The sequence below is a fragment of the Candidatus Uabimicrobium amorphum genome (assembly GCF_009002475.1).
GTDB lineage: Bacteria > Planctomycetota > Uabimicrobiia > Uabimicrobiales > Uabimicrobiaceae > Uabimicrobium > Uabimicrobium amorphum.
On the sequence record NZ_AP019860.1, the window covers coordinates 4,481,928 to 4,507,269 of the forward strand.

A 25,342-nucleotide genomic window follows, 5' to 3' on the forward strand; every position below is an offset into this window, starting at 1 on the left:
TTGTTGTGGGTGAAAAGAACAAAACTCCAGAACTTTTATTTTGTTAGGTCACTTACCTGATTATAGCAAAAAATTTGTTGAGTAAAAGACTTATTTTGCCGTGGTGACTAATGCCTATACAAAAGGCGTTCGAGAACCAAATAAATAATATTCGTCGCGACCATTAGGCCGCCAGCAATTAAGTATACTGCTGCTTGAGTAGCGTATTGCGAATGTTCGTACTCGTTGTAGGTAAAAACGCCACCTAGGACAATACCGGCAATGATAAATAATATATGCCAATATATATATACGTGATTTGTCATTAAGGCAAATAGCATAAGCATTGTGCTCATCGCAAAAAGTAGAGCACAACATAAGATTTCCAAGTCTCTTGAATGTTTTAACTGTTCGAATGCCCTACTCCAATTGATTTTTTTGAAAAAGTTTACTAACTCGGTTTGGGGGTCTGCAACCAGCACGGCACCTCCAAATAAGCATACTAATAGCAGATATAACTTTCTCATGTGTTATTCCTCATCATTTTTCGATGCTTGTGCCGATTCATAGAGCGCAAACAAAAGTTGTTGTAAACCTTGTCCAGTTACCGACGAAATTTGATAGACTTTTTGTCCAACTTCTTTTGCAAAATCTTCATATATTTGTTCTGAACCGGGTATATCCATTTTGCTTGCGGTAATTAGATATTTTTTTTCACTGAGGACTTTACTGTGAGACTTGAGTTCCTTTTGTAGAATTTCTAGTGATTCTTTAGGGGACTGAGCTTGGTCAGGAGTCATTTCTAAAACGTACAGTAGTGTTCTCGTTCGTTCAATGTGTCGTAAAAAGCGATCTCCGAGACCTACCCCTTTATGTGCACCTTCGATAAGACCAGGAATATCAGCGATTACCATTGTTTGATACTCTGAAAGTTGTGCAATGCCTAATTGTGGCTCTAAAGTTGTAAATGGGTAATCCGCAATTTTTGGCTTTGCGGCGGAAACGCGCGAAAGTAAAGTTGACTTTCCTGCGTTGGGAAAACCTACAAGTCCGACATCGGCAATTAATTTGAGGTCGAGTTGTAGGTATTTATCTTCTCCTGGTTGGCCGTTCTCCGCCTCTCTAGGAGTTTGGTGAGTTGCCGTAGCAAAGTGCACGTTACCACGTCCACCTTTGCCACCTTTTACTACAACGACTTCGCTTTGGTGTTCTGTTAAATCAGCAATGAGTTCACCTTGTTCGTCACGGATAATAGTTCCTATGGGAACTTTGATGATTAAGTCGTTTGCTGAACGACCCGTACATTTTTTACCTTTGCCATTTTCTCCATTTTTGGCAATGAATTTACGTGAGCGGATCAATTCGAGTAAAGTGGAGCAGTGAGTGTTGGCACGAATAATAACATCCCCGCCTTTCCCTCCGTCTCCCCCGTCAGGGCCACCTTTGGGTATATACTTTTCACGGCGAAATGAAACACAACCATTTCCACCATCGCCCGAACGAACATATATTTTTGCTTCATCTTTAAACATCTTTGTTACCTAATTCTAGTGATTCAACTTCAAGAGAGGCATCACTCCTATCTCTTGTTTTTTTTACTACTTCGTGATACAATGTCGACTTATTACATTATAATAGGGCACATTGCCAATTAGCAAACAATAATAGGATAATGTTTGCATTTGTCGAAAATTTAGAAAGGAAGCGAGTATACAATGTCATGCTCGCAATAAAAACATGACCGCATTGTATCGCTACTCAAAAAAAACACTTATGTTTTTTATCGTTATGCTGGTTATTTTCAATATTTGGATATTCGTTTTTGCTATATACGAATACTCGGTGTCATGGGGAGAAAATACGTCGTGGTGTACGGAAGAACAATTGCTGAAGCCCGAACAAGACTCACGGCGCTGTGTTGTGATGGTCCATGGTTTTGGGGGAAGCCCTTTTGATTTTAAACCTTTGGCCTCGCAGTTAGCAAAAAATGGATTTTTAGTACGCATCCCTATTATGCCTGGACAGACGAAGGACTATTTGGCGTACAATCGCGGGAAATTTACCCATGCTTTTTTTATTAAGTGGCTCCGCGAAATAATTAAAGAAGAGCAGGAACGTTTTGGCCGAAAGCCCTATCTCATTGGTTTTTCGATGGGGGCAACTTTATCTACAGTTCTTGCTGCTGAGGATGGCATTGATAAATTGGTTCTAATCGCACCTTTTTACTCTTTACCGAAATACCACAATGCATTGGTCAATTTTAATAAACTTTTTGGATTTGTTTTGCCTGTGGTACCTAAACTCGCCAGTGGCCAATTATACTCTAAAGAAGGTCGCAATACTTATATACCTGGGACTTTTCTCGTTTCATCACTTGCTTTTCGTCAGTTGAATTTTCTTGCATCGGAAGCCATAGACGTGGCTCCAAAGTTATCTATTCCCACTCTTATTGTTGCTTCGCGCAATGATAAAGTAATTTCTTTTGCGAAAATCAATGAATTGTTTTCACAACATAGCAATGTGACGATTAATGAATATCCACGTAGCAATCACATAATGTTGTATGATTACGAATGCGATGCGATCATCGCAGATGTTGTTTCCTTTTGCAATGAATAATGGAATAAAAATTGTTTATTATTGGTTACGATATAAGTGTATTACAAGGTACACGTTTGACAGGGGTAGAAAAATTAGCAAAATATTTATTTGCCCATTTATGGAAGCTAACCCCTGAACACCAACACGTTTTATTTTGCCACACAGCCCCTAGTCATTTATCTCTTCCGGAAAATGTTAAAATATGTGAAGTTCCCAAAGGAAAATTGTGGCGCTACACCAATTTACCTATCTACATCCGCCGTAATAAATGCCAAATTTTTATTTCTCCTGTTGCAGCCTTACCTGGTTTTTGTGGCATACCAAAACTAGCGTATATTCATGAGTGCCCCTGGCTTCATGATTGTGCAGAAAAAATTTCATGGAAACATCGTACTGCTTTATGGCTTGCCGCTTTAAGATGCGAAATATTGCTGACGAACTCACAATGTACCAAAGAAGACATAAAGCGCGAACTTCCTTTTTCACCAAAACAAATCAAAATCATTCCTCCTGCCGCAGATCCCTTTGATAAAACAATGAAAAAACCGCTTCATGAAGTTTTCGGTCACTATGGTATTCCCCAAGGGAATTATTGCTTATTTGTTTCAACAATACGTCCCAAAAAAAACATTCAATTGCTGTTGGAAACGTTTCAAAATTTACCGGAAATAAATTTAATCTGTGTGGGAAAAATACAAGATGCAAGTATAATAAATAACAAACCAAAGAATGTCTTTTTCACTGGTTATGCTCCCCAAGAAGATTTACTTTCTCTTTATGAAGGTGCACAGTGCTTTTTGTACGTATCACGTAATGAAGGTTTTGGGATTCCTATTCTGGAAGCTTTCGCTCATGGGTGTCCAGTTGTCGCATCTCGTTGCGGCTCTATTCCTGAGGTGGCAGGGGATGCCGCTTGCTACATTGAAAGTTGGAAAAGTGACGAATTGCGTAGCATTATCATAAATCTAATCAATGATAGCAATCAAAGACAAATTATGATACAAAAGGGAAAAATACAAGCAAATAAATATAACTGGGAAACAAGTGCACAGCATTTGTTCCAATTGGTAGAAAACGTTTTAAACAGAAAGTAAACAATGGAATTAAAAAAACCCAAAGTCTATGCAACACGTGTTCTGCATGAGGCGCGAAAATTGAAACTTATTGAGGAAGACTTGGAGTTTCCCGATGGTCACAAAGAAACATGGGAGCATGTGGTACTAAAAGAACCAGGGGCTAAGGTATTGGCTGTTACGGATAACGACGAACTCATTATGGTACGCGAATATCGTGGAGCTGCGGGCGAATATGTATTGCGTATCCCCACAGGGGCGATTGAGCCTGGGGAAAAGCCAGATGAAGCAGCCGTGCGTGAGTTGCAAGAAGAGGTAGGGTACTTTCCGCAAACGTTAGAGTTTATTGAAGAACAAAAGCCTATGAGTACTTTTTTTAAGGCTTATGCATTTATTTTTTATGCGACAAATCTACAGAAAAAAAGCTTAGAGCGCGATGCCGGTGAACAAGATATGCAGGTTGCGCACATACCTTTAGAAAAAGTTTATGAGATGATTTTCGATATGGAAATTTCTGATCCACAAACTATTTATGCCATTCTAAGATTACGCAAACATTTGAAGGATAAAACGAAAAATGAAGGTTAGTATTGTTGGTACTGGTTATGTTGGTTTGGTAACAGGAGTTTTGTTTGCCGATAAAGGACATGATGTCTTATGTATCGAAAACAATCGTCATAAGTTGCAAAAACTACAAAACGGGCAAGTTCCCTTTTATGAGCCTGGGCTTCAGGAATTGATGACGAAAAACAAATCGCGTTTGCGCTTTAGCGATAGTATCGAAGAAGGTGTCAAACATGCCAAAGCAATATTTGTTGCTGTAGGCACACCTGCGCTTGCCAGCGGCGAACCTGATATGACATATATCGAACGAGTGGCAATGGAGATTGCTCAATATCTTGACGGTTATCGTTTGATTGTCGAGAAAAGCACCGTGCCGGTTCACACAAGTGAAAAAATTCACGAAACAATAAAACGTTTTGCTCCGCAAGGGGTCGAATTTGAAGTCGCTTCTAATCCTGAATTCTTACGCGAAGGACAGGCTTTGGAAGACGCATTTAACCCCGATCGTATTGTATTTGGTGTTCCGTCTGTGAAAGCGGAGAAAATTTTAAGCGAAATTTACAAAGATTTTTCAGCCCCCTTAATCGTGACCAATGTCAATAGCGCCGAAATTATCAAGCACGCGGCAAATTCTTTTTTGGCGATGAAAATATCTTACATTAATGCGGTGGCCAGCATTTGTGAACTTTCCGGGGCGAACATTGAAGAAGTTGCAAAGGGAATTGGCTTAGATCGACGTATTGGTGAGCACTTTTTGAGAGCAGGTGTTGGTTATGGGGGGAGTTGTTTTCCCAAGGATGTCGACGCATTTGTCAATATATCTCGTGAATTAGGCTATGATTTTGCCTTATTAGAAGAAGTACAAAAAATTAACCACAGGCAGAAAAAGCGTTTTTTAAAGAAAATTAAAGAGACTTTATGGGTAGTAAAAAATAAAACGATTGCTATTTGGGGACTTTCTTTTAAACCAAACACAGATGATATGCGCGAAGCGCCGGCTTTAGATGTTATTAATGAATTGAAGCGTGAACAAGCAAAAATCAAAATCTATGACCCTCAAGCAATTCAAAAAGCAAATGAAATTCTACAAATGCCTGCAATCGATAACCATACACAACATCTACAACAAACGTTGCAAGATGTTGAGCTATGCTCATGCGCATACGATGTAGTAACTGATGTTGATTGTTTGCTTATATTGACGGAGTGGGCAGAATTCGACTCTCCCGATTGGGAAGTTATCAAACAAAAAATGAAACAGAAAATTGTTATAGACGGTCGTAATATGTACGATCCCAAGAAAATGGAACAACTAGGATTTATATATAAAAGTGTTGGTAGATAAACCTTCTCCACCGCAAGTCAATCGTCTCGTTGTTTTTTTTGTCATGGCTGTGACTACAGTAGCTTTAGGAATAAAATACTTCTACATCGAAAATTTCCACTGGTACTTTAGTGGGATTTGTAGTGTGTTTTTAGGAGTTTTATTTCAGAGATTTTCATCACTTAATTATTGTGACGACAGTCGTGTCTATTGTGATGTCGGACTTGCAAATTATATTACATTGTTTCGCGGTGGTTGTATTGCCATCATGAGTGGTTATTTGGGAAATTCTTTGGATTTATTTTTGGCATTTTTGTATTTATTTGTCGTTGTTCTCGATGTTGCTGATGGTTTTGTTGCGCGTATGACAAATCACATAAGTGTATTTGGCGAAAAAATGGATACAGAATGTGATGCTCTTGGTATGTTTGTTGCCACAGTAATTTGTGTACAACAACAGCAGTTGCCTATGGTGTATATTTTTGTTGGTTTATTTCGCTATTTTTTTATTTTACACATCTTGTGCCGACGCAATAAAGAATTGTTTGCGCTTCCTCCCAGTAATTTTCGTCGTTTTCTTGCTGGCCTTCACATGGTTTTTATTGCTGTCGCCTTGTTTCCAATGGTGGACCCTGTTGTTCTCACACCAATTTCTTTTGTGTTTGTCTTACCATTTTATACTATATTTATCCGGGATTGGTTGTGGGTTATAGGTGTTTTACCCGACAAAAAAGGGTATTATACTGCGATCAGTAGTTTGTGCTCTCTATGTTTTTTTAAAATAATTCCCATATTGTTGAGTGGCTCTCTTTTTTTTGTTTTTGCCGTTGATCATGTAAGTATCGGCATTAGCTCGTTGCTTTTTTTATGCTCTTTTAGCAATTTATTGCAAATAAGTATTCGATTTACATCATTGCTAGTTATAATATTGTTTTGTTTTACGTTCGTTTTTATGACTCCTGGTTTATACACAACAACTGCATTAGCGATTATTGTAGTTTTTTTAGGGAGTAATATTCGTTAATACTATAGAGCGCAGTTTTAACGGATATAAAATTTGTCGATAATCAGGCGGAGAGGTCAGGAGCTATGTCTAAAAATATTTGTTTTATCGGGGATAAAGACGATAAAATTCTTCCTTATTTAAATGAGTTGCGCGATACAGGCTACGAAGTTCACCTGAATAAATACAATTTAGATAAGTTTATCGCTAAGCTGCATAAAAGAAAAATTAAACTAATTGCTATCTATCATGATAAAGCACAGGATGAATTTTACGAAAAATTATTGAAGTTGTGCAGTACGAAAAAAACCGCCCACTATTTACAACGCATTCCGATTGTCGTGGTATCATTTGGACAAATAAACAACAAGGTGTCATTTGCACATATGGTGGATGATATTATTCTACTGCCCGCGAACTTAGAAGAAAAAATTTCTGCGTGGATATACATGGCAGAAGAAAAAAATAGCGAAAGCACCTGGAACAAAAGAACGTTTATTTTGGAAGATAAACTAGAAAGTATTCGTAAAAATCTACGCCGTGGTAATTTTGGTTTGGCAGTATCAAGTTTAACACAAGTGCAAACTGTATTGGAAACTTTTCCGTCTAAGAAAGATGAAGTACGAAAATTATCCATCATACTCGAAGCGATTAGCGTCCTCATCGAAAAAGGGCAGACATTGCCTCTTATTTCCCAAATAAATGCTATTGAAATTACCTCTATTGCATGGGATACAAAAATTGATGAGATACTACATGGCGGTGAAAGAGCAAAAGAAGGGTTGACGCGAGCGTTGTCTGTGGATGAGTTTCGCAAGGAGCGCAAAACAAAAAAAGTACATGTCGCGGAAGATATACCTCAGTATGTTCCCGAAGAAGAAGCAGAGGTCCTTGAAGTGCGAGATGAGGATGCTAGTTTTGCTCGTGTTCTTTTAGACCAAAATATTATTTCCAAGCAGCAACTGGAAAATGCTTTACGCGAACAACTTGATATCCAACGCAAAGGTGAAATTTTACCGTTGTGTAATATTATGCTGATGAACAATGTTATTGTGCCTAAAGATATTATTCGCGTATTTGGAGACGACGCAATCACTAACTTTTTTTGTACAAGTTGTAATATCAATTACCGTGTTTTGAACTTGGCAAAAGAACCTGCTGAAAATTTTCAGTGTCGTCAATGTCGTAATTCTCTACAGGAAGCAATTGACAGTGGAGAGATTTTCGTTATTCCCGCATCTGTGGAGGAGATGAAAATACCTAACACCGAAGAGGTTACGCTCGAAAATATCCCGTGGTGTTTAGACAAGGCAGCTATTTTAGCTAAAAATAAACAAGTGGATGAAGCATTGGATATTTATAACAAAATACTCGAACTTGACCCGAAAAATGAGCTGTGTCGTATAGGACGTTCGCGTTTATTTATCGAAAATAAGGCTTACGGGAATGCAATTGATGAGGCAAACGAAGTCTTGGTACACAATCCTGGAAATTATCAAAGTATTTGCCATAGGGGTGTTGCGAGATATTACACTGGTGAATTAGATCATTGTATTAAAGACTTAAGTATACTGATAAAAAAAGGAATACACAATTTTATGTCGTATTCCACAAGAGGAAAAGCTTATTATCACAAAAAACAATACACGAAATGCATCGAAGATTTAACCGAGTCTATCTCTCGCGCTTCTGATTTTGTTAAAGGTTATATTTACAGAGGGCGAGCACATTTACATTTAGGAAATTACAATGAAGCTATTCGCGATTTACGTAAAGCTATCCATATTAATCCTAAATATCCCAATCGCGATGAAGTAAAAACATTGATAGAAATCGCCGAACAAAAAAGAGAGGAAAAAAAAGATGAGTGAAACATCTACACGTAATTTGTGGCGAACCTTTATTGCGTCTTTGAGCTTTTTTTTCTTAATAGGTTCTTATTATGTGCTAAAGCCTACACGCAAACCTTTACTTTTTACTTATGTGGGTAAGGAATATCTTCACCATTTTTATAACATAAGCGTAGTTGTTACACTGTTTGCCGTGATTGGTTATAACCGTTTGGTAAACCGTTTTTCACGTAAACAGCTACTGAGAACTTTATATGCCATTGTCATTGGAGCGTTTTTGTGTTTTGCGCTTTTAATGAATAGTTTGGGTAACCAGCCAGCATATGACGCAACGATGACCACTATATATTTCTTTTTTGTTTCGTTATATGTACTGTTTGTCACGGCTCTATTTTGGTCCATAAGTCATGATCTTCATAAAAACCAAGAGGCCAAAAAATTCTATCCCTATATTTTCCTGGGAGGGCAACTTGGAGTGATTGGTGGGTCCAAGTTTACCTCTACGTTTATCGTCGGTAACAATTATGAGCTACTACTTCTCATCGCTGCCGGAGGATTGGGACTTACGTGGCTTCTTATTGAATTGTTTTACATACCGGCTTCTGCTGATGATAACGCCAAGCCAACTCCTACAGGTGCTTTGGAAGATTTTCAATTATTTTTGAAAAATCGCTATGTTTTTTTATTGGTCTTATTATGGTGCTGGCCACTTTCACCAGTACAGTTTCTGACCAACAGTTTAGTTGGCTAGTAGACAATTCCATCCTCGATGACCGTAGTTTTTATGCTGTGCAAAAATCAGATATGGGTAATGAGAAGGACTTGATTCAAAAGTTACGTGCAACAAAGGAGAATTCGAAACTTTACAAAGCGCTTTCCAAGCAAGTTCAACAGCAAATAAATGAACAGCAAGAACTTTCAGCACAGGCCGTGTCCGAATTGAATACTATTCTTGCAACGAAAGACTTTGTGGAAGGCAACGAAGACTCAATATTTTCAGCTATGCACAAAGAAGAGATCCCGCGACCAACATCTTTTTTGGGAAATTTGTTTTTTGACGAATCGCAACAACAACGCTCTCTTAATTTCATGAGAAATAAGTTGTTTTTGAATGAAGTGTATCCCGGAAATTTTTTAACCATAACCCCTCGACTGATTAAAAATCGCCAATTTTTGTCAGAATTACACAAACGTGAAAAACCTTTGACAAATTATATTGCCTCTTTTTTAAGCACAGAAACGCAGAAAGAACTCAATAAATATATCACTTCTCAGAACGAAGATATCCATATTCCATTATGGTTTTTGGTTTGCCAAGATCTTAACAAATCAATTAAAAATAAGTCTTTCTACAATAAAGATGTATTTGCATTGCGACCTGTGGAGTCTGACACAAATAAAAATTTTATTGTTTTTGCCGGAAAAAAATTTCATAAAATAAAATTGAGTAAACGTGTGTCTAAAGAACTTGATAAAGGAAATTTGACAACACAGCAAATCATTGTCATTAACAAATTAATTTTAGAAGAGTCATTTCCACAATTGGTCAATACACAATCTAGCTTGCAAGGTCAATTGTGGGCAGATAATAATTTCTATATGGGGATTTGTAATATACTGATGTGTATGATTATTACTCCCTTGTTGATTTATTTACTAGGTCCCGCAATCGGTATATGTCTATATCCGTTGGTTCTATTTGTGGGAGCAATCTTCTTTCTTGAAGAACTTTCCGTATATGCGGTAAGATATTTTGCAATTATTGCACTATCGTTAAACTACACTCTATATAAGGTCGGTGTAGAAATATTCTATGTTCCTACAGATAAAAATATAAAATACAAAGCAAAAGCAGTCTGTGATACATTTTTATTCCGCTTAGGTGATGCTGGTAGTTCACTCATGGTCACGTTTTATCTTTTCTTTTTAGCCATGAATGGCATGGAGTACTCCTTGACCAATTTGAGCTACGTAGTGTTTGTTATTGTATTCGTGTGGATAGTTTCTATATTAAAAACAGGAAGTTTATATCAAAATTTACTAAAGAACGCTGAGGTGAATAATGGACAATCGTAAAAAGAATATAAAAATATTTACAGGTATCACAACCGGAGTCGTTGTCTTAGTGACTCTTATTGTTGCTTTTGTATTACCGACAACGGCAGAAGAGAAACGTGGTAAACACGAGCCAGTACCCGAAGGATCATACATTGCGACAACTATTATCAGTATACTAGAAAACTATCACTATAGTAAACCGCAAATCAACGACGATGTATCTAAATCACTATTTGATGAATACATAAAAAAATTAGATCCAAATAAACTGTATTTTACAGCAGACGACATTAAAATATTCTCGGAGTACAAAACTTCTTTAGACGACCAATTGAAGACCGGAAATACTGACTTTGCTTTTGTGGTCTATCGGCGTTTTTTGCAAAGATTAGAAGAACGTAATGATTACGTGAAAAAGAATATCAACAATAAATTTGATTTTAGCAAAGATGAAACTTTTGTGGTCAAACGCGAAGGTGTCTCATGGGCAAAAGATAAAAATGAGTTAGATGAAATTTGGCGCAAACACATAAAGAATCAGTTGTTACAAGCTAAGTTGCAAGAAATGCAACAGCAAAAAGACAACGAAAAGAAGAAGGCGAACAAAAAAGATTCTAAGCAGGATGAGAACACCGATCCTCAAAATAGCAATCGTGAAGTGGCTGATGAAAAAGACAATCGTGAAGTTGCTGATGAAAAAGACAATCGCGAAGTTGCCGATGAAAAAGACAGCAAAAAAGATTGGAAGCAAACCGCAGAAGAGCGCATTATAAAGCGTTACAAAAACTACCATACATTTATGAGTGGAAATGATGGCTACTATATACTCGAAGCTTACTTGACAAGCCTTACGAGTCTATTTGATCCACACTCCAATTATTTAAATTGGCGCACATTGAGTAACTTTCAAATTTCCTTGAGTCTTTCTTTGCAAGGAATTGGAGCGGTGATCTCTTCTGAAAATGGTTATCCTAAAATATCAAGCGTTGTTCCTGGCGGACCAGCCGACCGTCAAGGAGAGCTAAAGGCAGGATATTACATTGTGTCTGTCACGCAAGAAAATGGTGAACAAACTAGTGTTATCGACATGCCTTTAAATCAGGTTGTGCAAAAAATTCGCGGAGAAAAAGGTACGAAAGTTACCCTGACCGTCCTAAAAAATTTACAAGATGTACCATTTAACATTGTCATTACTCGTGATGAAGTTAAACTAACGGAGAGGGCCGCTAAAGGCGATACACGTGAGATTACCCTAAACGGTGGTGAAAAGAAGAATATTGGTGTGATTACACTACCATCTTTTTATCGCGATTTTGATGCATTTGAACGTGAAGATCCCAACGCAAAAAGTACTACCCGTGATGTAAAACGCATTATCGAGGATATGCAAAAAAAGAATGTCGAAGGATTGGTGATTGACCTACGCTCTAATGGCGGGGGAAGCCTTGATGAAGTTGTAGATCTAGTCGGTCTGTTCATTCCACAGGGAGCTGTTGTACAGGTGAAAAACCTAAGTGGCGAAATCAAAGTGCGTGAAGACAATGACGATAACTTTGCCTATAAAATGCCGCTTGTTGTGATTACCGATACTTTCAGTGCTTCTGCTTCAGAAATTTTCGCAGGTGCTATCCAGGATTATAAGAGAGGTATTATCGTTGGTAATAACACTTATGGTAAAGGAACCGTGCAAAGTCTATTTGGTCTAGGGCGTAAGCCGAAAGCCGGAGCCTTGAAGTACACCATATCAAAGTTCTATCGTCCTACGGGAGCGTCCACACAGCAAAAAGGTGTTGCTCCAGATATCACATATCCAACATTTGTTGATCAGAACAAGTACGGCGAATCGAGCTTACCACATGTGATGCCTTGGGATACAATAAAATCATTGTCTCCGAATCAAGAAGTTTTCAATGCTCATAAATCTTTAGCGCAAATAAAAAAACAAGCGCGAGAACGCATGGACAATGACGCTAAATTCCAAACCTTAAAGAGCTATATCGCTAAGGTAAGAGAACGTCAACAAGATAATGCCGTGTCTCTAAATTTGGAAAAAAGACGTACGATGCAAGAACAAGAGCAGAAATGGTATGAGCAAATTGAAAAGATCTTGGGGCAGCAAGAGGAAGAAGATGCCGTGAAAAAAGACGAAGATTTATTTTTAGAAGAATCGGTGTCTGTATTACGCGATCTTATGCAAGCTAAGTAATTCGTAGTTACTATAAAACAATCGTTGAGCTACAAGGTGAACTCAACGATTGTTTTACTTTCTATACTGATAAATAATCCATATAGTTAAATACATGTTAGTAAAACAATGTATTTAATTGCCTAGAACCGAAAACATATCTGTAAAGTCACTGTTTCTTCTACGTACGTGATCAACATGTGAATCCAAAAACAAAAAAAACATTACTTGTCCGTTTTCATGATTGTGAGGACTTCCTAAGTCGTCCCCAACAATAGGAGTGGTAGTAAGATCTTCTCTTGGGCGAAAAATACCAGGATATATATTTTGGTTTTTATTGAGGCGTCCCGCATAACTAATTGGTCCAGAAGCATTTCCCAAATCAGGTGCGCCGGCAATACTTGCTGCTGAAGATTTGGTATTGCCAATAGACGTTTCATACTCTCTATTTGTGTCTGTTGTGCTAGGACATAAATAGACTTCAGGCTCAATAAGTACTCCTTCTTCGTAGAGCGCAGCAATAAAACCCTGGGCACTGCGTTGTGGATATTGAACTTGCTTGCCCAAGTCAAGTAAATACATATTCATCCCCTTGCCAATTTGTGATAAACAAGCCTTGCATCTTCCATTACGTGCGTTTTCATTCACTTGGCTTAAGGCAGGGAGCAATGCCGCAACTAAGACACCTAAAATGATGATAACTGCGATAACTTCTACAAATGTAAATCCATTATTTTTTTTCATGCTTTTCCTTGTGAAAGGGAAACAAAATGTTACTGAGGAATTATTTTGACGGATCACTTCATTGTACATACTCAATTATCATAAAATTTACATATATTCGTCGTCAAGATAAAAGAATATCTTAGTATGAGCTATTTTTTCTTAATCACAACGTCATTAAGATGTTATAATAATTTTATTGATTATTTTTATTTAACGTCAAGGGGAGATTATGTACAAAATATTATTTTGTCTTGTTTTTATCATTTCTTTTGTTGGTGCAGAAGAAATTCTTATTAAGATAAAAGCAGATGGCGTTTCTAGTTTTACAAAAAAAGAAATTCGCGCGGGTGAGATTAGTTTTAAAATTCGCCCACTCACAAATAAACGCAGTCGTTTTGCCAAAAATTGGTTCATTGCAACAAGCAATGAAAGATCAGACAAATCATCATGGGATCTTGCACACCAATTGGTGGAAGAAAACGATGATGTTATCTACGGTGAACCCAACAGCCCAAAAATGAACGACAAGTATCGCGAATTGGCGCGTTCTTTGAAAAAAGAGCATGCACAAAATGATACTCGTGGTTACAACGATACATGGAGTTATCCAGACCCAGATGTTTTTGGTTGGCATTTGCAAGATAGTCATGGTCAGTTAAAAAGAGCACGACGTGAAGCGGCATACAAAAGTGGACGTCGTATCCGCATAGCTCATTTCGACACAGGTTACGACCCTAAAGCAAATATTACTACGCCAGAAAGTTTGCGTCTTGATTTGCAAAAAAACTTTGTCAAAGGTGAAGATGAAAACCTAGCGGCTGACCCAGGAACAGATGGTCTTATCGATCAACCAGGACACGGAACATCTACGATGAGTGTACTGGCGGGAAATCGCGTTGATCTACCAGATAAAAAATACAATGATTATCTTGGTGGTGCACCCGAAGCCGATATCGTACCTGTACGTCTATCTACAACCGTATTGCTATTTCAAGTAGATGTATTTGCCAAAGGATTGTACTACGCAATTGAAAGCGATTGCGATGTCGTATCGATGTCCATGGGTGGGGTTGCTTCAAAATTGTGGGCAGAGGCAGTAAATGATGCTTACAATAACGGTGTTGTTGTGGTAACCGCAGCAGGAAACAATGTTGCACAACTTCCGACACACTATTTAGTATATCCTGCAAAGTTTAAACGCGTTATCGCAGTGTGCGGTGTTGGTTATGATCACAACCCATATTTTAAAGACGATAAATGGTTTGTCGAAATGCAAGGAAACTGGGGACCAAAAGAGTTGATGGGCTCTGCAATTGCTGCGTACACACCAAATACACCTGCTGGAAAATTGGGCAAGGGAAACCACATTGGCAATGGTGGGGGAACTTCCGCCGCGACGCCACAAATTGCCGCAACAGCAGCATTGTGGTTGCATAAATATCGCGATTTCAAATACGAACATAAATGGCAAAGAGTGAATGCTGTTCGTCATGCACTTTTTAGTACCGCACGTAAAGATCTACCAAATTCTGAAAAATATTATGGAAATGGTGTATATCGCGCTGCAGATGCTTTAAAAGTTGCTCCTAAAATTGATAGCAAGCCCGTTCCTGAAGATGAAGTGTATCTTCCATATCTTTCACTGTTTTTCGGTTGGGAAACACTCGAACAAACAACAGATAACAAAGATATGATCACCATCGAAATGGCGCAACTAGAACAAAGCAATCCTGAACTTCGCAAGCTTTTAGAAGAATTACGTGGTAAAACATCTATCACAAAAGAACAAAAAGAAGCGATACGTGCAGAATTGAAGAAAATACCTGAAACTTCTCAAACTCTATTAGACGCCATAAAATAATAGAAAAAGTTCCACATCAATTACGATGTGGAACTTCTCAACTTTATGCAAAAACTACTATGCGTACTCCTGGCAATCACTCTTTGTGGTTGCGGAACATATCTAAATTTACAAGCCGAAAACTCTCACAAAGCCCTTGGATTTGAAGGGATGCCTTATGGTGGTGTCCTATATGATTTCTCATTCATGGTGATTGCTTACCCTTTTGGAATACTGCTCATTGTCGATGTTCCTTTTACTCTAGTGGGTGACACGCTTACCTTGCCATATATTCTATACACAAAGCCTTATTGTACTGTTCCTAAAGAGGATTAATTATTTGTGTTTCATTCTTTTACCTGTAGTCTAAATTTGCCATATGTACGTATGTAAAGGATACACTCTGATGCACAGGCAATCTGATGTCGTGCCTCTCCTTTGGAACTAAAATAACTTCCTGGCGCTAGAGTTTTTATATTGTTTTTGTTCTTTGTATATTGTATTTTTCCTTTGATAACAATTGCACGTAAATTGGAACCAGAAGTCTGTATCTCTCCTGAGAATCCGCTAGGCATTTTGACCATTGTACCGTTGAGTTTGCCTTGTTGTGGAGTCCCCCAAAGATAAGCAATCCTGACTCCTGCCTTCGAAATACTATTCTTTAAGGTGTCTGTCCAAACGATATTCGATCTATCGATATTCACTGGGCGCTCACCACTATCAAATGCTTTTTTAGACGGAAGAACCAAATATGGGGCTTCATCAATTTCAATGTAGGCTAAGGTATCATTCCCTTTTGCTGCCGTTATGTGGTCTTGGCCTTTGGGCTGTGTCCAAAAAGAACCTTGTGGCATCCACATATACTCTGCACCAGGATCGTCATTGTGAATGAGACCACGAATCACCACCCCACGATAGGATACATTGTGAATATGTGGAGGAGATTGAAAACCCGGAGATGGTTTCAGTAGAAAACCTGTTGCACTAGAACCGTTACGATCTCCCCATAGAGTTCCTGCTTGAGGACTTTTGTCACCACGAGCAGGATTCAACTGCTCCCATTTTACTTCAGACACCAGTACAACCGTGTTCTCTGACTTTCCTAATGGTGAAGTACTCTCATCGCAAAATATCCACGTACTCGTGATAATGAGCATACTTATAAATATATGGCGTAATAATTTTGCAGCGTGTTGCATGTATTGTTTCTCTCTTTCGTTACTATTTATATAGCTATAAATTTTTCGTTACATTTCTTTACCTTTGGGTAAAATATAGCTTGTACTGTAAATGTAGTCAAGTAGGCACTATTTAGTTACGTAGTATCGAAAATGATACTAATGGGAGGGAATATGCGTCACAAAACTTATAAATGCAACCAAGGATGCCCCGTAGAAGCAACTTTGGAATTGATTGGTGGCAAGTGGAAAGGGGTTATTTTATACCATTTGCTAGAACGAACTTACCGTTTTGGAGAATTGAAGCGCGTTATGCCAGGTGTGACGCAGCGTATGTTGACAAAACAACTTCGCGAGCTGGAAAGCGACGGAATTATAAATCGCAAGGTCTACGCCCAAGTGCCACCCAAAGTGGAGTATTCAGTAACCGAAGTGGGGGAAAGTCTTAGAGATATTATCATGACGATGTGCAAATGGGGAAAAAATCACTTTGATTTGTAATACGACGAAAATTTTTTAAATTTTTTTTGAACATATCTATTCTCCATGTGTAATAGATGTTAGATTGACTGTTTATGGAGAATTTTTGTGGATTGGGAAAAATGTAGTGATGAAAGACTTGTGGCTTACTATCTTTCGGGAAACAAAGTGGCTTTCTCTTTGATCGTTTCGCGCTATCAGAAATCGTTATATGGTTATTTGTATCGCTTTGTGTATGACCGACACATTGCCGAAGATCTCGTTCAGGAAACTTTTGTGAAGGTTTTAGTGTCTTTACCGCGTTTTAACGATCAACGTCGTTTTCGTCCGTGGTTGTTTAAAATTGCCACCAATCTTGCTTTGAATAAAGTACGTCGTCGTAAAAAGTATCGTTATGATTTAAATGCATGTGAAGTTAGTGATGTGAAAACTCCTCTGGGAAATCTCTTGGAAAAAGAGAAAATGGAGCACGTAGAGCAAGCGATTTGTAAATTGAGTGCGAAACATCGCGTGGTATTTTTATTGCGCGTACAACAGCAATTTTCCTATAAAGAAATAAGCTTGGTAGTGAAATGCAATGAACAAACAGCGCGTAGTCGCATGTTTTACGCGGTAGAGAAATTGCGCGAATTTTTGGAGGAGAAGTCGTGAAGTGTGAAGACATTGATTTGTATAAATACAGTTGCCGCGAATTGCCGGAGGATGAGTTACAAAAAATTGCGGAGCATCTCGATGTTTGTGATGATTGTCGTAGCAAACATCGCAACTTGCAAAATGAATTGCGAGAATTGCAAAATTGGGAGCAGGAAAATATCGATGTTTCTACCGATACGATTCTACGAAAAGCACAGCGGCGCATTCGATGGGTTCGCTATGTAGGCTGGGGAATTATATTGGTGGTGTTTGTTTCACTTGTCTTTATTGGCCTAGACATCGCGCGCTATCGTCATGAAAACGTTTTACTCTCCGAATTGGAAAAGGCAATTATACAGTATCGTTTACATAAAGGGGAGTTTCCTACAAGTGGTGATAAACTTGCCTTTGTATTACAGGACGTCGCAGATAGCAAACACTATTTACAGGTGTGGAAGGGACGCATAGATGGCGAAGGCAATTTGCGCGATTATTGGGGAAATACCATCCGCTATCGTTTTCCCGCAAAATACAATCGCAAACTTTTTGATATATACTCATGCGGCAAAGACGGCGAAGACGATTTAGGTTTAGATGACGATATCAAAAACTGGCATCCCTTGTATGAGAAGGTTAAGTGAGGTAGGAGATTTTTTCTCCGGATTGGTGCCCTCACCATCGGCTTGTAGATTTCAGCTACGCTGAAAGCAACAAGCCTCATGCCTCTCCCACGGGGAGAGGCGTAACACGTCCTAATTACTCTTATTGTGTTATGTTGTGCCGCCGCATACACAACCATAATTGTATAGTATAGTAACGCTATACTATTGTCTCGCAACTCAAACGAATTTAGTTTTTTACAAAAGAGACTACTGAAACCTCTCCCGTGGGAGAGGTATGAGAATAGTAGGTTTTCAGCGCAGCTGAAACCTGCTAATTCGATGGTGAGGGCATCAATCCGGAGAAAGAATCTCTAATGGAAAATGAACCTTCAACAATTATTGGTGAGGGCACCAATACGAAGAAAGAATTTCACCTTCAACAGCTAACCTAACCAAGGTCCACCTGATCCAAAGACGCCTTCTCTTTCTGTATTTGTTCATTACTCAGGCCGTGTGTACGCAAGATCTCTGTACGTACTTCCTTACCGGTACCTTTGTCAATAGCATGCACTTCAATGCGTCCATCTTCGTTGTATTTAAACGAAACTTGAATAGGAGCACCTGCTGGACGCGGAGGCAGGCCGGATATCACGCATTTTCCAATCGCGACGCATTCCTCCGGATCTTTGCTTTCTCCTTCGGTCACTTCGACGGTTACGCGTGTTTGGTTGTCGGCCTCTGTACCAAAAGTTTCCGAACGTTCTATCGGAATTTCCGATTGCTGGGGAATTAAAATAAAATTGGTACGTACTTTATTTTCGCGGACGATAAGTCCTAAACTATGCGCGGTAACGTTGCGAATAGTTAGTCCCGTGAGTTTTTCTTTCACATCTTCGGGGAGATAGTGATCCTTAGACAGTTCGCCATCACTTTTTAGTTTAGTAATAGCGCCATACAGTGCCGCTCCCAACGCAACACATTCGTCGGGATTTACACTGTCATCTGCAGGTTTGTGGAACATCTTTTCTAGCATGTCTTTCACCTGTGGCATGCGTGTACTTCCTCCCACCAAAAGTACGCGGTCAATATCACCTACTTGTAAATTTGCTTTTTCAAGAACTACCGGAATGTAGGCTTCCGTTTGCTCTAATAGGGGTGTTGTGAGTTCGTTGAATTTTTCGCGCGTTAGCGTTACTTTGGTCATATTGCCTTGTGATTGACAAACTATGCGTGCTTTTTCCTTTTTGGAAAGCGTGATTTTTGCGGATTCAGCGGCGTCACGTAGCGCTTGGCTGGCATCGATGTCTTCTCGTGGATCCACACCATGCTCTTGTAAGAATTCTTCGGCAACATAGTTGATAATTTCATCGTCCCAGTCTTTACCACCTAATTGCACTTCACCGTCTGTGGCAAGCACTTTGATGTCCTGTCCTGATATATGTAAAATCGAAACGTCAAAAGTTCCTCCACCTAGGTCGTAAACTAGAATAGTTCCGTCTTGCATTTGTTGATCTAGACCATAGGAAAGTGCCGCTGCCGTTGGTTCATTAATGACACCCAAAACCTCAATTCCAGCAATTTCTCCTGCGTCTTGGGTTGCCTTGCGTTCAATATCTCCAAAATAGGCGGGGACAGTAATGACTGCTTGGGTAATCTTACTTTGTAGATTTTTTTCTGCATCGTTCACAATGTATTTCAAGATGAGAGCCGAAATACTTTCTGGGGTGTACGTTTTTCCATAAAATACACGTTCTTCTTCTGGACGTCCCATATCGCGTTTGATAAATTCTACCACGTGTTGTGGATCAGACAAGGCACTGGATTTTGCTATTTTGCCTACAATCACTTCGTCTTCTTCGAAAAGTACAACACTCGGAGTGATTCTCTCATTGTCACTATTGGGGATGATAGTGGGTTTTCCATGTTCATCTAAGTAAGCAATTGCTGAAAAGGTTGTGCCTAAATCGATACCGACGACTATGTTTTTTTCACTCATGATTTTCTCTCTCACCGCTGTATTTAAAAATAACAACTTCTTGTGGACGAAGTACCACTTCTTCCCACATAAAACCATCACGAACTACTTCTGAGATCCGTTGATCCTTTTCTTTTTCTTCTGTAGGAACTACTTTAATGGCTCTCTGGTATTTTTTATCTAGTTTTTCATTTGTTGTATTGATAATTTCTACATCGCGACGATATAGTATTTCTTCTAGCTCTTCTAGTGTATGCGTGACAAATTTACGCATTTCGTCGCTGAGTTCTTTTTTTAATTGCTGTTTCGTTTGATCAAAGAGCAATATAATATCGAGAATAATTGGCTTGGTGGCCGAACGCAAAAAATTATCCTTGTAGAGTTTCATCTCTGCGTATAATTTTTCAAATGCCTCACGTTGATTATGATCGTTTTTGATTTTTGCGACAAATAATTCATTTAAATTTGTGATATTTTCGTTTATATCATTTAGCGATACGTTTGCTGTTTGTTCGTTTTCTGAATCATTGACGCCGTCCATTACTTCTTTGTTTTCGTTTTCGTTTTCAAATTCATCCATGATTACCACTGCCTACGCAAAAATCTAGATACATGAGGGGTTATCATACCTGCGATAATTCCCAAACCCAAGAGGATGGACACCAATATAATCCCGTGAACAGTATTTTGTGCTATCGAGCGCCATAGGCTCAAACTGATTAATCCTGCCATTGTCGTCATGTAAAAGGGGATAAAAAAGTTATTGAGAGTTAGTTTACCGCGCCAGTCCCAAAACGGAAGCGTTATCAACGCTGTAACATTTAACAATATGAACCAAAAAATGATATTTTGGATATGGGGCGGCCACTGGCTAGTTATGTAAAAGGGAAGTAATATAATTTCACTCATGCCATCGATAAAAAAATGTAGACTGGGTGATATCGCACAAAAGAAGCCAAAGCCCAAAAAGATTAACGCTGCTATGGTATATTTTATAAATATTTGTGGCCAAATGGGTACTTTTTCTAACGGAGTGAGCATTGTGTCGCCAAAGGTGCCGAACATGACAGATTCGACATCTATTCGCCCGGTTTTTTGTAAAATATGCTTTATTTTCTCTTTGGCTTCTTCTTCAGTAATTTGTTGCTTTTCTTCTTCCTCTTCCTCATTTTCTCCAGGTTCGGCAGGCTCTGCTACCACAACTCCCGCGTCAATGCTTTGGCGGGCAAAATTGTGATCTGCTTGATAAACTCTATATTCTTCTGAATCCGCGGGAACAGCTTCTAGTGCATTTTTTTCTGGGTTACCAGGCACAGGGGGATTCACATATATTTTTTCTTTTGATTCTGATAGTTTGAGAAGTTTGGTTAAATCACGATGCATTTCATTGGGGTGATTGTAACGCATGCCAAAATCAGCGATAGATTTGAGAATAATATTAATTAAATTTTTTGGAATATTGTTTTCTGTTAGTTTTTTGGGAATTTCTTGGCGTGTAAATTTTTCTCCCAGCAACATATCGCACAGAATAATACCTACCGAATATATATCACTCTTTGGATCTTCAAAGATTTTATCTTCTAATACTTCTGGGGCAAAATAAATCTGAATGTCTTTGATGACGGAATCTTTTTTTTGATATAAGTCATATAAAATTTGTTGCTCTAGTTTGCCCAATCCAAAGTGAGTTAAACGAATTTTTTTGTCAGAGGTAATTGCTACGCGACTTGGTCGTAAACAACCGTGAACTAAACCTTGTGAGGCACTGTAGCTCAATGCTTCTAAAATTTTACGCGCAATATACACCGCGATACTCAGTTTAATTTTTTTTAAACGTTGGATGAATACAGAAAGTTTGCGTCCGGCAACATATTCCCACACAAACATTTGATTTTGTTTATCCCATTCTACTAATTTGCTGACATTAGGGTTTGTTGTGCTGGGAAATTTATAACTAGACTGCGCAATTGTTTTTGCATATAACTCATTTGCAACGAATTGTACCGCCACCAACTCTTGATTTGCTGAAAATGCCTTCCATGTCTCACCAAAAGTTCCCTTGGCTAATCGATCTTCGAGTTTGTAGTCCCCTATCACGATTCCTGTTTTTAAATTTTTCATAAGAGCTAATCCTTGTTACGACATTCTAAACCCGTTCGTTGTAGTAGCCATAAATAGCACACAAATAAAGAGTAAGTAATCATGGGAATAACCAATGCATGAAGAACAAATACATTCTTGAGTTGTGAAATTGTCATCTTGCCGTCACGTGGTAAATAATCTGTGGCAAATGAAAAATTATATAGCCATTTTATAGCCAGGTATGTTTTTTCATCAATTTCTGGGCGCATGAGTAGTGATAAGTAGTAATTTAGCCATGTTAGTAAGAATACAGAAATTAAAAGCAACCAGTGAAATTCACGTGGCTGTTGATATGAACCGACAAATAAATTACGCAATACCTGTAGTGTCATAAAGAAAAGTAATAAATGTGCTCCCACATGATGTAATTTAAACATGAAGGAAGAGTGGTCAGAAAGAGAAACCAATGAAAAGTTGAATGATAGCCATATTCCGGTGATGAACTGAGAAAAAAACAGTATAAAGGTCATAAAACCAGGAAAATATTGCCAGCTTGATCTTCCTCGCGGAAGAGATGGTTTACAAAGAGCTTCACGGATTAGTAGTCGCTTATCAAGCCATTCAAACATAACAACATCCTATAATTTATTTTTACGAAAGTGTTTAAATATGTCGAGAATAGAAAGTTCCGCCCATCGATCGTTGATGCGAACAGGAATAGGAAAAAGACCAACGTCTTTTTTTAGTATTTCTACTATTTTTACAGCAATTTTGACCTTCTCTTCACGCTCAAGCTCGTCATTAATATTGTACACGATAATCGCCGTTAACCTACACATTAGATGATAGTAGTAAAAGATGTATGTATTGATTTCTTCATGATTTCCGTTTGTTTCCACTAAGTAGTTCGATTCCTGTCTTGGATTTTCAAATATTTCTAGCAAAGAGTTTTCTATACTAGAGTAGAAAATTTGATACTGTGGCGCATGGTGCATTTCGCTATCTAGTGTATTTAAGCTACTTTTGTATACCGATAATAATTGTAGTTTTTTACCCAGTAAACTATTGATGTAGAGGACAATCTTTGAAAAACTTTTCCACAGTACCGATAGCGTTAGATACAACTCTATGTCTGGAAAAACATCTAAACCAATCGGGGTACTTGCCTGACGTTGTGTATTTAGGGTGCTATAGGCATTGGTGTCAATTCTTACTTTGTAGTCACAGCTATTAAACTTTACGGATGATGTATCGAATATTGTTGGGATATTGTACTCATCAAAGTTATAGTTTTGATATGTTTCTATGTCCATGACCTGTGTTTCTTTCGGGTCTTGTTTTTGCGGAAGGTCTTGTCGTATTTTGTCGACTGTATGTAAAAAATGTTGATGCTGTTGCGGCGTATGTTTTCCATAGAAGGTCTCAGGAGCAAAAGGAGTATAGCATTCACAGTCGAGTAGAAGTAAGCGCGAATATAATAAGTCGTTTATAATAGGTAATAAAACATATATATGAATAGGGATATTGCTGCGTAGAGATTTTCGCAAAAATCGTACAATACGAATGGCATCTACATAATAAATGTCTTCATCTATAATTAAAACCACAGCCAGATTGCTGTCTGATTGTATAAATGAATGGATAATTTGTTTTTTTTCTACTTTAGCATCTTTTTCTAAAATGTCGAAAACTTCATCGCGTAGTTGGTAGTTGATGCAGATTAGATTGTAGTTGCTTTTTTTGTACGTTTTGCATGCTCTTGCACTTGAGATATACAATATGTTTTTTTTACCGTCTACAAAATTAAAAGAACTATGCTCTTCGCATATTCCCCCTGTTTTATTCGGTAGCATGAGGGATAGTTGTAGTTGCGAGTTTATTTTAAAATGTAAATGATCAACAATATAATCTGAGAGACGCATAGAGTTAAAACCTTTGCGAGGTTACGTAAATGATAGCTACTAATAAAAATACAATTAACACAATGAGAAAGGCGATTAAAAATTCACGAGAATCGTTTTCTTCTTTTTTGTAACGTTTAGCTGCCCTCGGAGGTGCTTTTCGCGTGGCGGCTTTACGTACTACTTTGGGTTCACTTACCACTGCTGGTGGTGGGTCTTTGCGAACAATGTCTGATTTTCGGGCGCTAGAGTTCATTTTTTGCAAATGATTAATCAGTTCTGCAGGTGTCTGTATTCTTTTGGTTTTATCTTTATGCATCATTTTTTCAAAAAGTATATCTAACTTTGACGGTAGTTGTGGGTTTGCTTCCGTTGCTTTTGGTGGAGGATCATAGATATGTCTATAATGAATTACTGATTCGCGGTCTCCGTCGTAGGGAGGTTCACCTGTCAATAAGAAGTAAAAAGTGGCTCCCAATGAATAAATATCGCTGCGAATATCAACATCAATTTCGCCCTGCGCTTGCTCGGGAGAAAGGTAGTAGGGTGTACCAATGACTGTCCCTGCTGATGTTAATTCTAGGTTGCGTTTTCGCCACTTTGCTAGACCAAGGTCGCACAATTTGGCTTTTTTGTTACTACATAGCAAAATGTTGTCTGGCTTAATATCGCGGTGCACAAGACCTTTTTTGTGCGCGTATTCCAAGGCTTGGGCCATTTGTTGTAAAATTTTGAAACTCATCTGGTAGTCAAGAGGACCATTAACGGCGACGATTTCTCCTAGGGTTTTTGCTTTCAAATACTCCATGACAAAATAGTATACATTGCCGGAGACTCCGAAATCTATTCCTTTGACGATATTTTGATGGCTTAAGGAGGCCAACATTCTGGCTTCTTGATGAAAACGATCGACAAAAGCCTGCTCTTTGCCTAAATCAGGATCTAAAATTTTAATGGCAACTGGTCTTTCAAGGCTAATTTGTACACCTTTGAATACTACCCCCATCGCCCCTTCACCTAATTTTTTAAGAAGTTGTATATTCGGTAAATCGACTTCTTCTCCAAGAAGCAAGTAATTTTTTATCGTTATGATATCTTGGGATGTCACCCATTTGTTTTCAAGAAGTATTGCTTCCAATGATTTCTTTTCGCCTTGTTCATACAGATCTTTTTGGATTTGAATACATTCTTTCATTTTTATAGAACTAACAAGTCCTTTTTTTACTAGTAACTTGCCTAATTCTTTATCTTTTACCTTAGCCATTACAAAAAATACCTTTTTTTAGGA

The 25,342-nt window shown here is 38.3% G+C and carries 24 protein-coding genes; 14 read left to right on the forward strand and 10 right to left on the reverse strand.

Annotated features, from left to right (window positions below; all coding sequences use genetic code 11):
- Positions 1 to 107: 107 nt before the first annotated feature.
- Both UABAM_RS16195 and obgE read right to left on the reverse strand, forming a co-directional pair.
- Complete coding sequence (locus UABAM_RS16195; protein ID WP_151969052.1) at positions 108 to 506, reverse strand: hypothetical protein; 399 nt, start codon at positions 504 to 506, stop codon at positions 108 to 110.
- Positions 507 to 509: 3 nt separating this feature from the next.
- Complete coding sequence (gene obgE / locus UABAM_RS16200; RefSeq protein WP_151969053.1) at positions 510 to 1,511, reverse strand: GTPase ObgE; 1,002 nt, start codon at positions 1,509 to 1,511, stop codon at positions 510 to 512.
- Positions 1,512 to 1,752: 241 nt separating this feature from the next.
- Between obgE and UABAM_RS16205 the strand changes: the two genes are divergently transcribed.
- The 9 genes from UABAM_RS16205 to UABAM_RS16245 all read left to right on the forward strand — a co-directional run bounded on the left by UABAM_RS16205 (position 1,753) and on the right by UABAM_RS16245 (position 12,658).
- Positions 1,753 to 2,598: an alpha/beta hydrolase gene (locus UABAM_RS16205; protein ID WP_173013357.1), complete on the forward strand. Its 846-nt coding sequence runs from the start codon at positions 1,753 to 1,755 to the stop codon at positions 2,596 to 2,598.
- A gap of 11 nt (positions 2,599 to 2,609) precedes the next feature.
- Positions 2,610 to 3,674, forward strand: coding sequence for a glycosyltransferase family 4 protein (locus tag UABAM_RS16210; protein WP_151969055.1), 1,065 nt, complete (start codon positions 2,610 to 2,612; stop codon positions 3,672 to 3,674).
- 3 nt (positions 3,675 to 3,677) lie between these two features.
- Entirely contained in the window at positions 3,678 to 4,241 is a 564-nt protein-coding gene (locus tag UABAM_RS16215; protein ID WP_151969056.1) for an NUDIX domain-containing protein, read from the forward strand.
- Positions 4,231 to 5,562 carry a UDP-glucose dehydrogenase family protein gene (locus UABAM_RS16220; protein WP_151969057.1) on the forward strand — a complete coding sequence of 444 codons (1,332 nt, stop codon included), beginning with the start codon at positions 4,231 to 4,233 and terminating at the stop codon, positions 5,560 to 5,562. The genes UABAM_RS16215 and UABAM_RS16220 overlap by 11 nt, the downstream gene beginning before the upstream one ends.
- Positions 5,549 to 6,565 (forward strand): CDP-alcohol phosphatidyltransferase family protein, encoded by a 1,017-nt coding sequence (locus UABAM_RS16225; protein WP_151969058.1) that lies wholly within the window; start codon positions 5,549 to 5,551, stop codon positions 6,563 to 6,565. The genes UABAM_RS16220 and UABAM_RS16225 overlap by 14 nt, the downstream gene beginning before the upstream one ends.
- 65 nt (positions 6,566 to 6,630) lie before the next feature.
- A complete protein-coding gene (locus UABAM_RS16230; RefSeq protein WP_151969059.1) occupies positions 6,631 to 8,415 on the forward strand; it encodes a tetratricopeptide repeat protein in 1,785 nt (594 codons plus the stop codon).
- A complete protein-coding gene (locus UABAM_RS16235; protein ID WP_151969060.1) occupies positions 8,408 to 9,145 on the forward strand; it encodes a hypothetical protein in 738 nt (245 codons plus the stop codon). The genes UABAM_RS16230 and UABAM_RS16235 overlap by 8 nt, the downstream gene beginning before the upstream one ends.
- A complete protein-coding gene (locus tag UABAM_RS16240; protein ID WP_151969061.1) occupies positions 9,091 to 10,470 on the forward strand; it encodes an Npt1/Npt2 family nucleotide transporter in 1,380 nt (459 codons plus the stop codon). The genes UABAM_RS16235 and UABAM_RS16240 overlap by 55 nt, the downstream gene beginning before the upstream one ends.
- Positions 10,457 to 12,658 (forward strand): carboxy terminal-processing peptidase, encoded by a 2,202-nt coding sequence (locus tag UABAM_RS16245; RefSeq protein WP_151969062.1) that lies wholly within the window; start codon positions 10,457 to 10,459, stop codon positions 12,656 to 12,658. Before UABAM_RS16240 ends, UABAM_RS16245 begins: the two co-directional genes overlap by 14 nt.
- Positions 12,659 to 12,772: 114 nt before the next feature.
- Here UABAM_RS16245 and UABAM_RS16250 read toward each other — a convergent pair whose 3' ends face one another.
- Positions 12,773 to 13,381: a type II secretion system protein gene (locus UABAM_RS16250; protein WP_151969063.1), complete on the reverse strand. Its 609-nt coding sequence runs from the start codon at positions 13,379 to 13,381 to the stop codon at positions 12,773 to 12,775.
- A gap of 211 nt (positions 13,382 to 13,592) precedes the next feature.
- Between UABAM_RS16250 and UABAM_RS16255 the strand changes: the two genes are divergently transcribed.
- Entirely contained in the window at positions 13,593 to 15,224 is a 1,632-nt protein-coding gene (locus UABAM_RS16255; protein WP_151969064.1) for a S8 family peptidase, read from the forward strand.
- Between the two features lie 45 nt (positions 15,225 to 15,269).
- A complete protein-coding gene (locus UABAM_RS16260) occupies positions 15,270 to 15,539 on the forward strand; it encodes a YceK/YidQ family lipoprotein (protein ID WP_151969065.1) in 270 nt (89 codons plus the stop codon).
- An 11-nt stretch (positions 15,540 to 15,550) separates the two neighbouring features.
- On the opposite strand, the gene UABAM_RS16265 is transcribed toward UABAM_RS16260, so the two are convergent.
- Positions 15,551 to 16,402 carry a DUF4437 domain-containing protein gene (locus UABAM_RS16265; protein ID WP_229759410.1) on the reverse strand — a complete coding sequence of 284 codons (852 nt, stop codon included), beginning with the start codon at positions 16,400 to 16,402 and terminating at the stop codon, positions 15,551 to 15,553.
- A 153-nt stretch (positions 16,403 to 16,555) separates the two neighbouring features.
- On the opposite strand from UABAM_RS16265, the gene UABAM_RS16270 reads away from it, so the two are divergent.
- The 3 genes from UABAM_RS16270 (at position 16,556) to UABAM_RS16280 (ending at position 18,135) form a co-directional block, all read left to right on the forward strand.
- Positions 16,556 to 16,882, forward strand: a complete 327-nt coding sequence (locus UABAM_RS16270; protein ID WP_151969066.1) for a winged helix-turn-helix transcriptional regulator — start codon at positions 16,556 to 16,558, stop codon at positions 16,880 to 16,882.
- Between the two features lie 87 nt (positions 16,883 to 16,969).
- Positions 16,970 to 17,512: an RNA polymerase sigma factor gene (locus tag UABAM_RS16275; protein WP_173013358.1), complete on the forward strand. Its 543-nt coding sequence runs from the start codon at positions 16,970 to 16,972 to the stop codon at positions 17,510 to 17,512.
- On the forward strand, positions 17,509 to 18,135 hold the full coding sequence (locus tag UABAM_RS16280) for a type II secretion system protein GspG (RefSeq protein WP_173013359.1): 627 nt from the start codon (positions 17,509 to 17,511) through the stop codon (positions 18,133 to 18,135). The genes UABAM_RS16275 and UABAM_RS16280 overlap by 4 nt, the downstream gene beginning before the upstream one ends.
- A 409-nt stretch (positions 18,136 to 18,544) precedes the next feature.
- Here UABAM_RS16280 and UABAM_RS16285 read toward each other — a convergent pair whose 3' ends face one another.
- Genes UABAM_RS16285 through UABAM_RS16310 form a run of 6 tightly spaced genes read right to left on the reverse strand, consistent with a single transcriptional unit; the run spans position 18,545 to position 25,318 of the window.
- A complete protein-coding gene (locus tag UABAM_RS16285) occupies positions 18,545 to 20,092 on the reverse strand; it encodes an Hsp70 family protein (protein WP_173013360.1) in 1,548 nt (515 codons plus the stop codon).
- A complete protein-coding gene (gene grpE / locus UABAM_RS16290) occupies positions 20,085 to 20,651 on the reverse strand; it encodes a nucleotide exchange factor GrpE (RefSeq protein WP_151969070.1) in 567 nt (188 codons plus the stop codon). Before grpE ends, UABAM_RS16285 begins: the two co-directional genes overlap by 8 nt.
- Before the next feature lie 2 nt (positions 20,652 to 20,653).
- Entirely contained in the window at positions 20,654 to 22,192 is a 1,539-nt protein-coding gene (locus tag UABAM_RS16295) for a protein kinase domain-containing protein (protein WP_151969071.1), read from the reverse strand.
- 5 nt (positions 22,193 to 22,197) lie between these two features.
- Positions 22,198 to 22,782, reverse strand: a complete 585-nt coding sequence (locus UABAM_RS16300) for a cytochrome b N-terminal domain-containing protein (RefSeq protein WP_151969072.1) — start codon at positions 22,780 to 22,782, stop codon at positions 22,198 to 22,200.
- Positions 22,783 to 22,791: 9 nt separating this feature from the next.
- Entirely contained in the window at positions 22,792 to 24,075 is a 1,284-nt protein-coding gene (locus UABAM_RS16305) for a hypothetical protein (RefSeq protein WP_151969073.1), read from the reverse strand.
- A 4-nt stretch (positions 24,076 to 24,079) separates the two neighbouring features.
- A complete protein-coding gene (locus tag UABAM_RS16310) occupies positions 24,080 to 25,318 on the reverse strand; it encodes a serine/threonine protein kinase (protein ID WP_151969074.1) in 1,239 nt (412 codons plus the stop codon).
- Between the last annotated feature and the right edge of the window lie 24 nt (positions 25,319 to 25,342).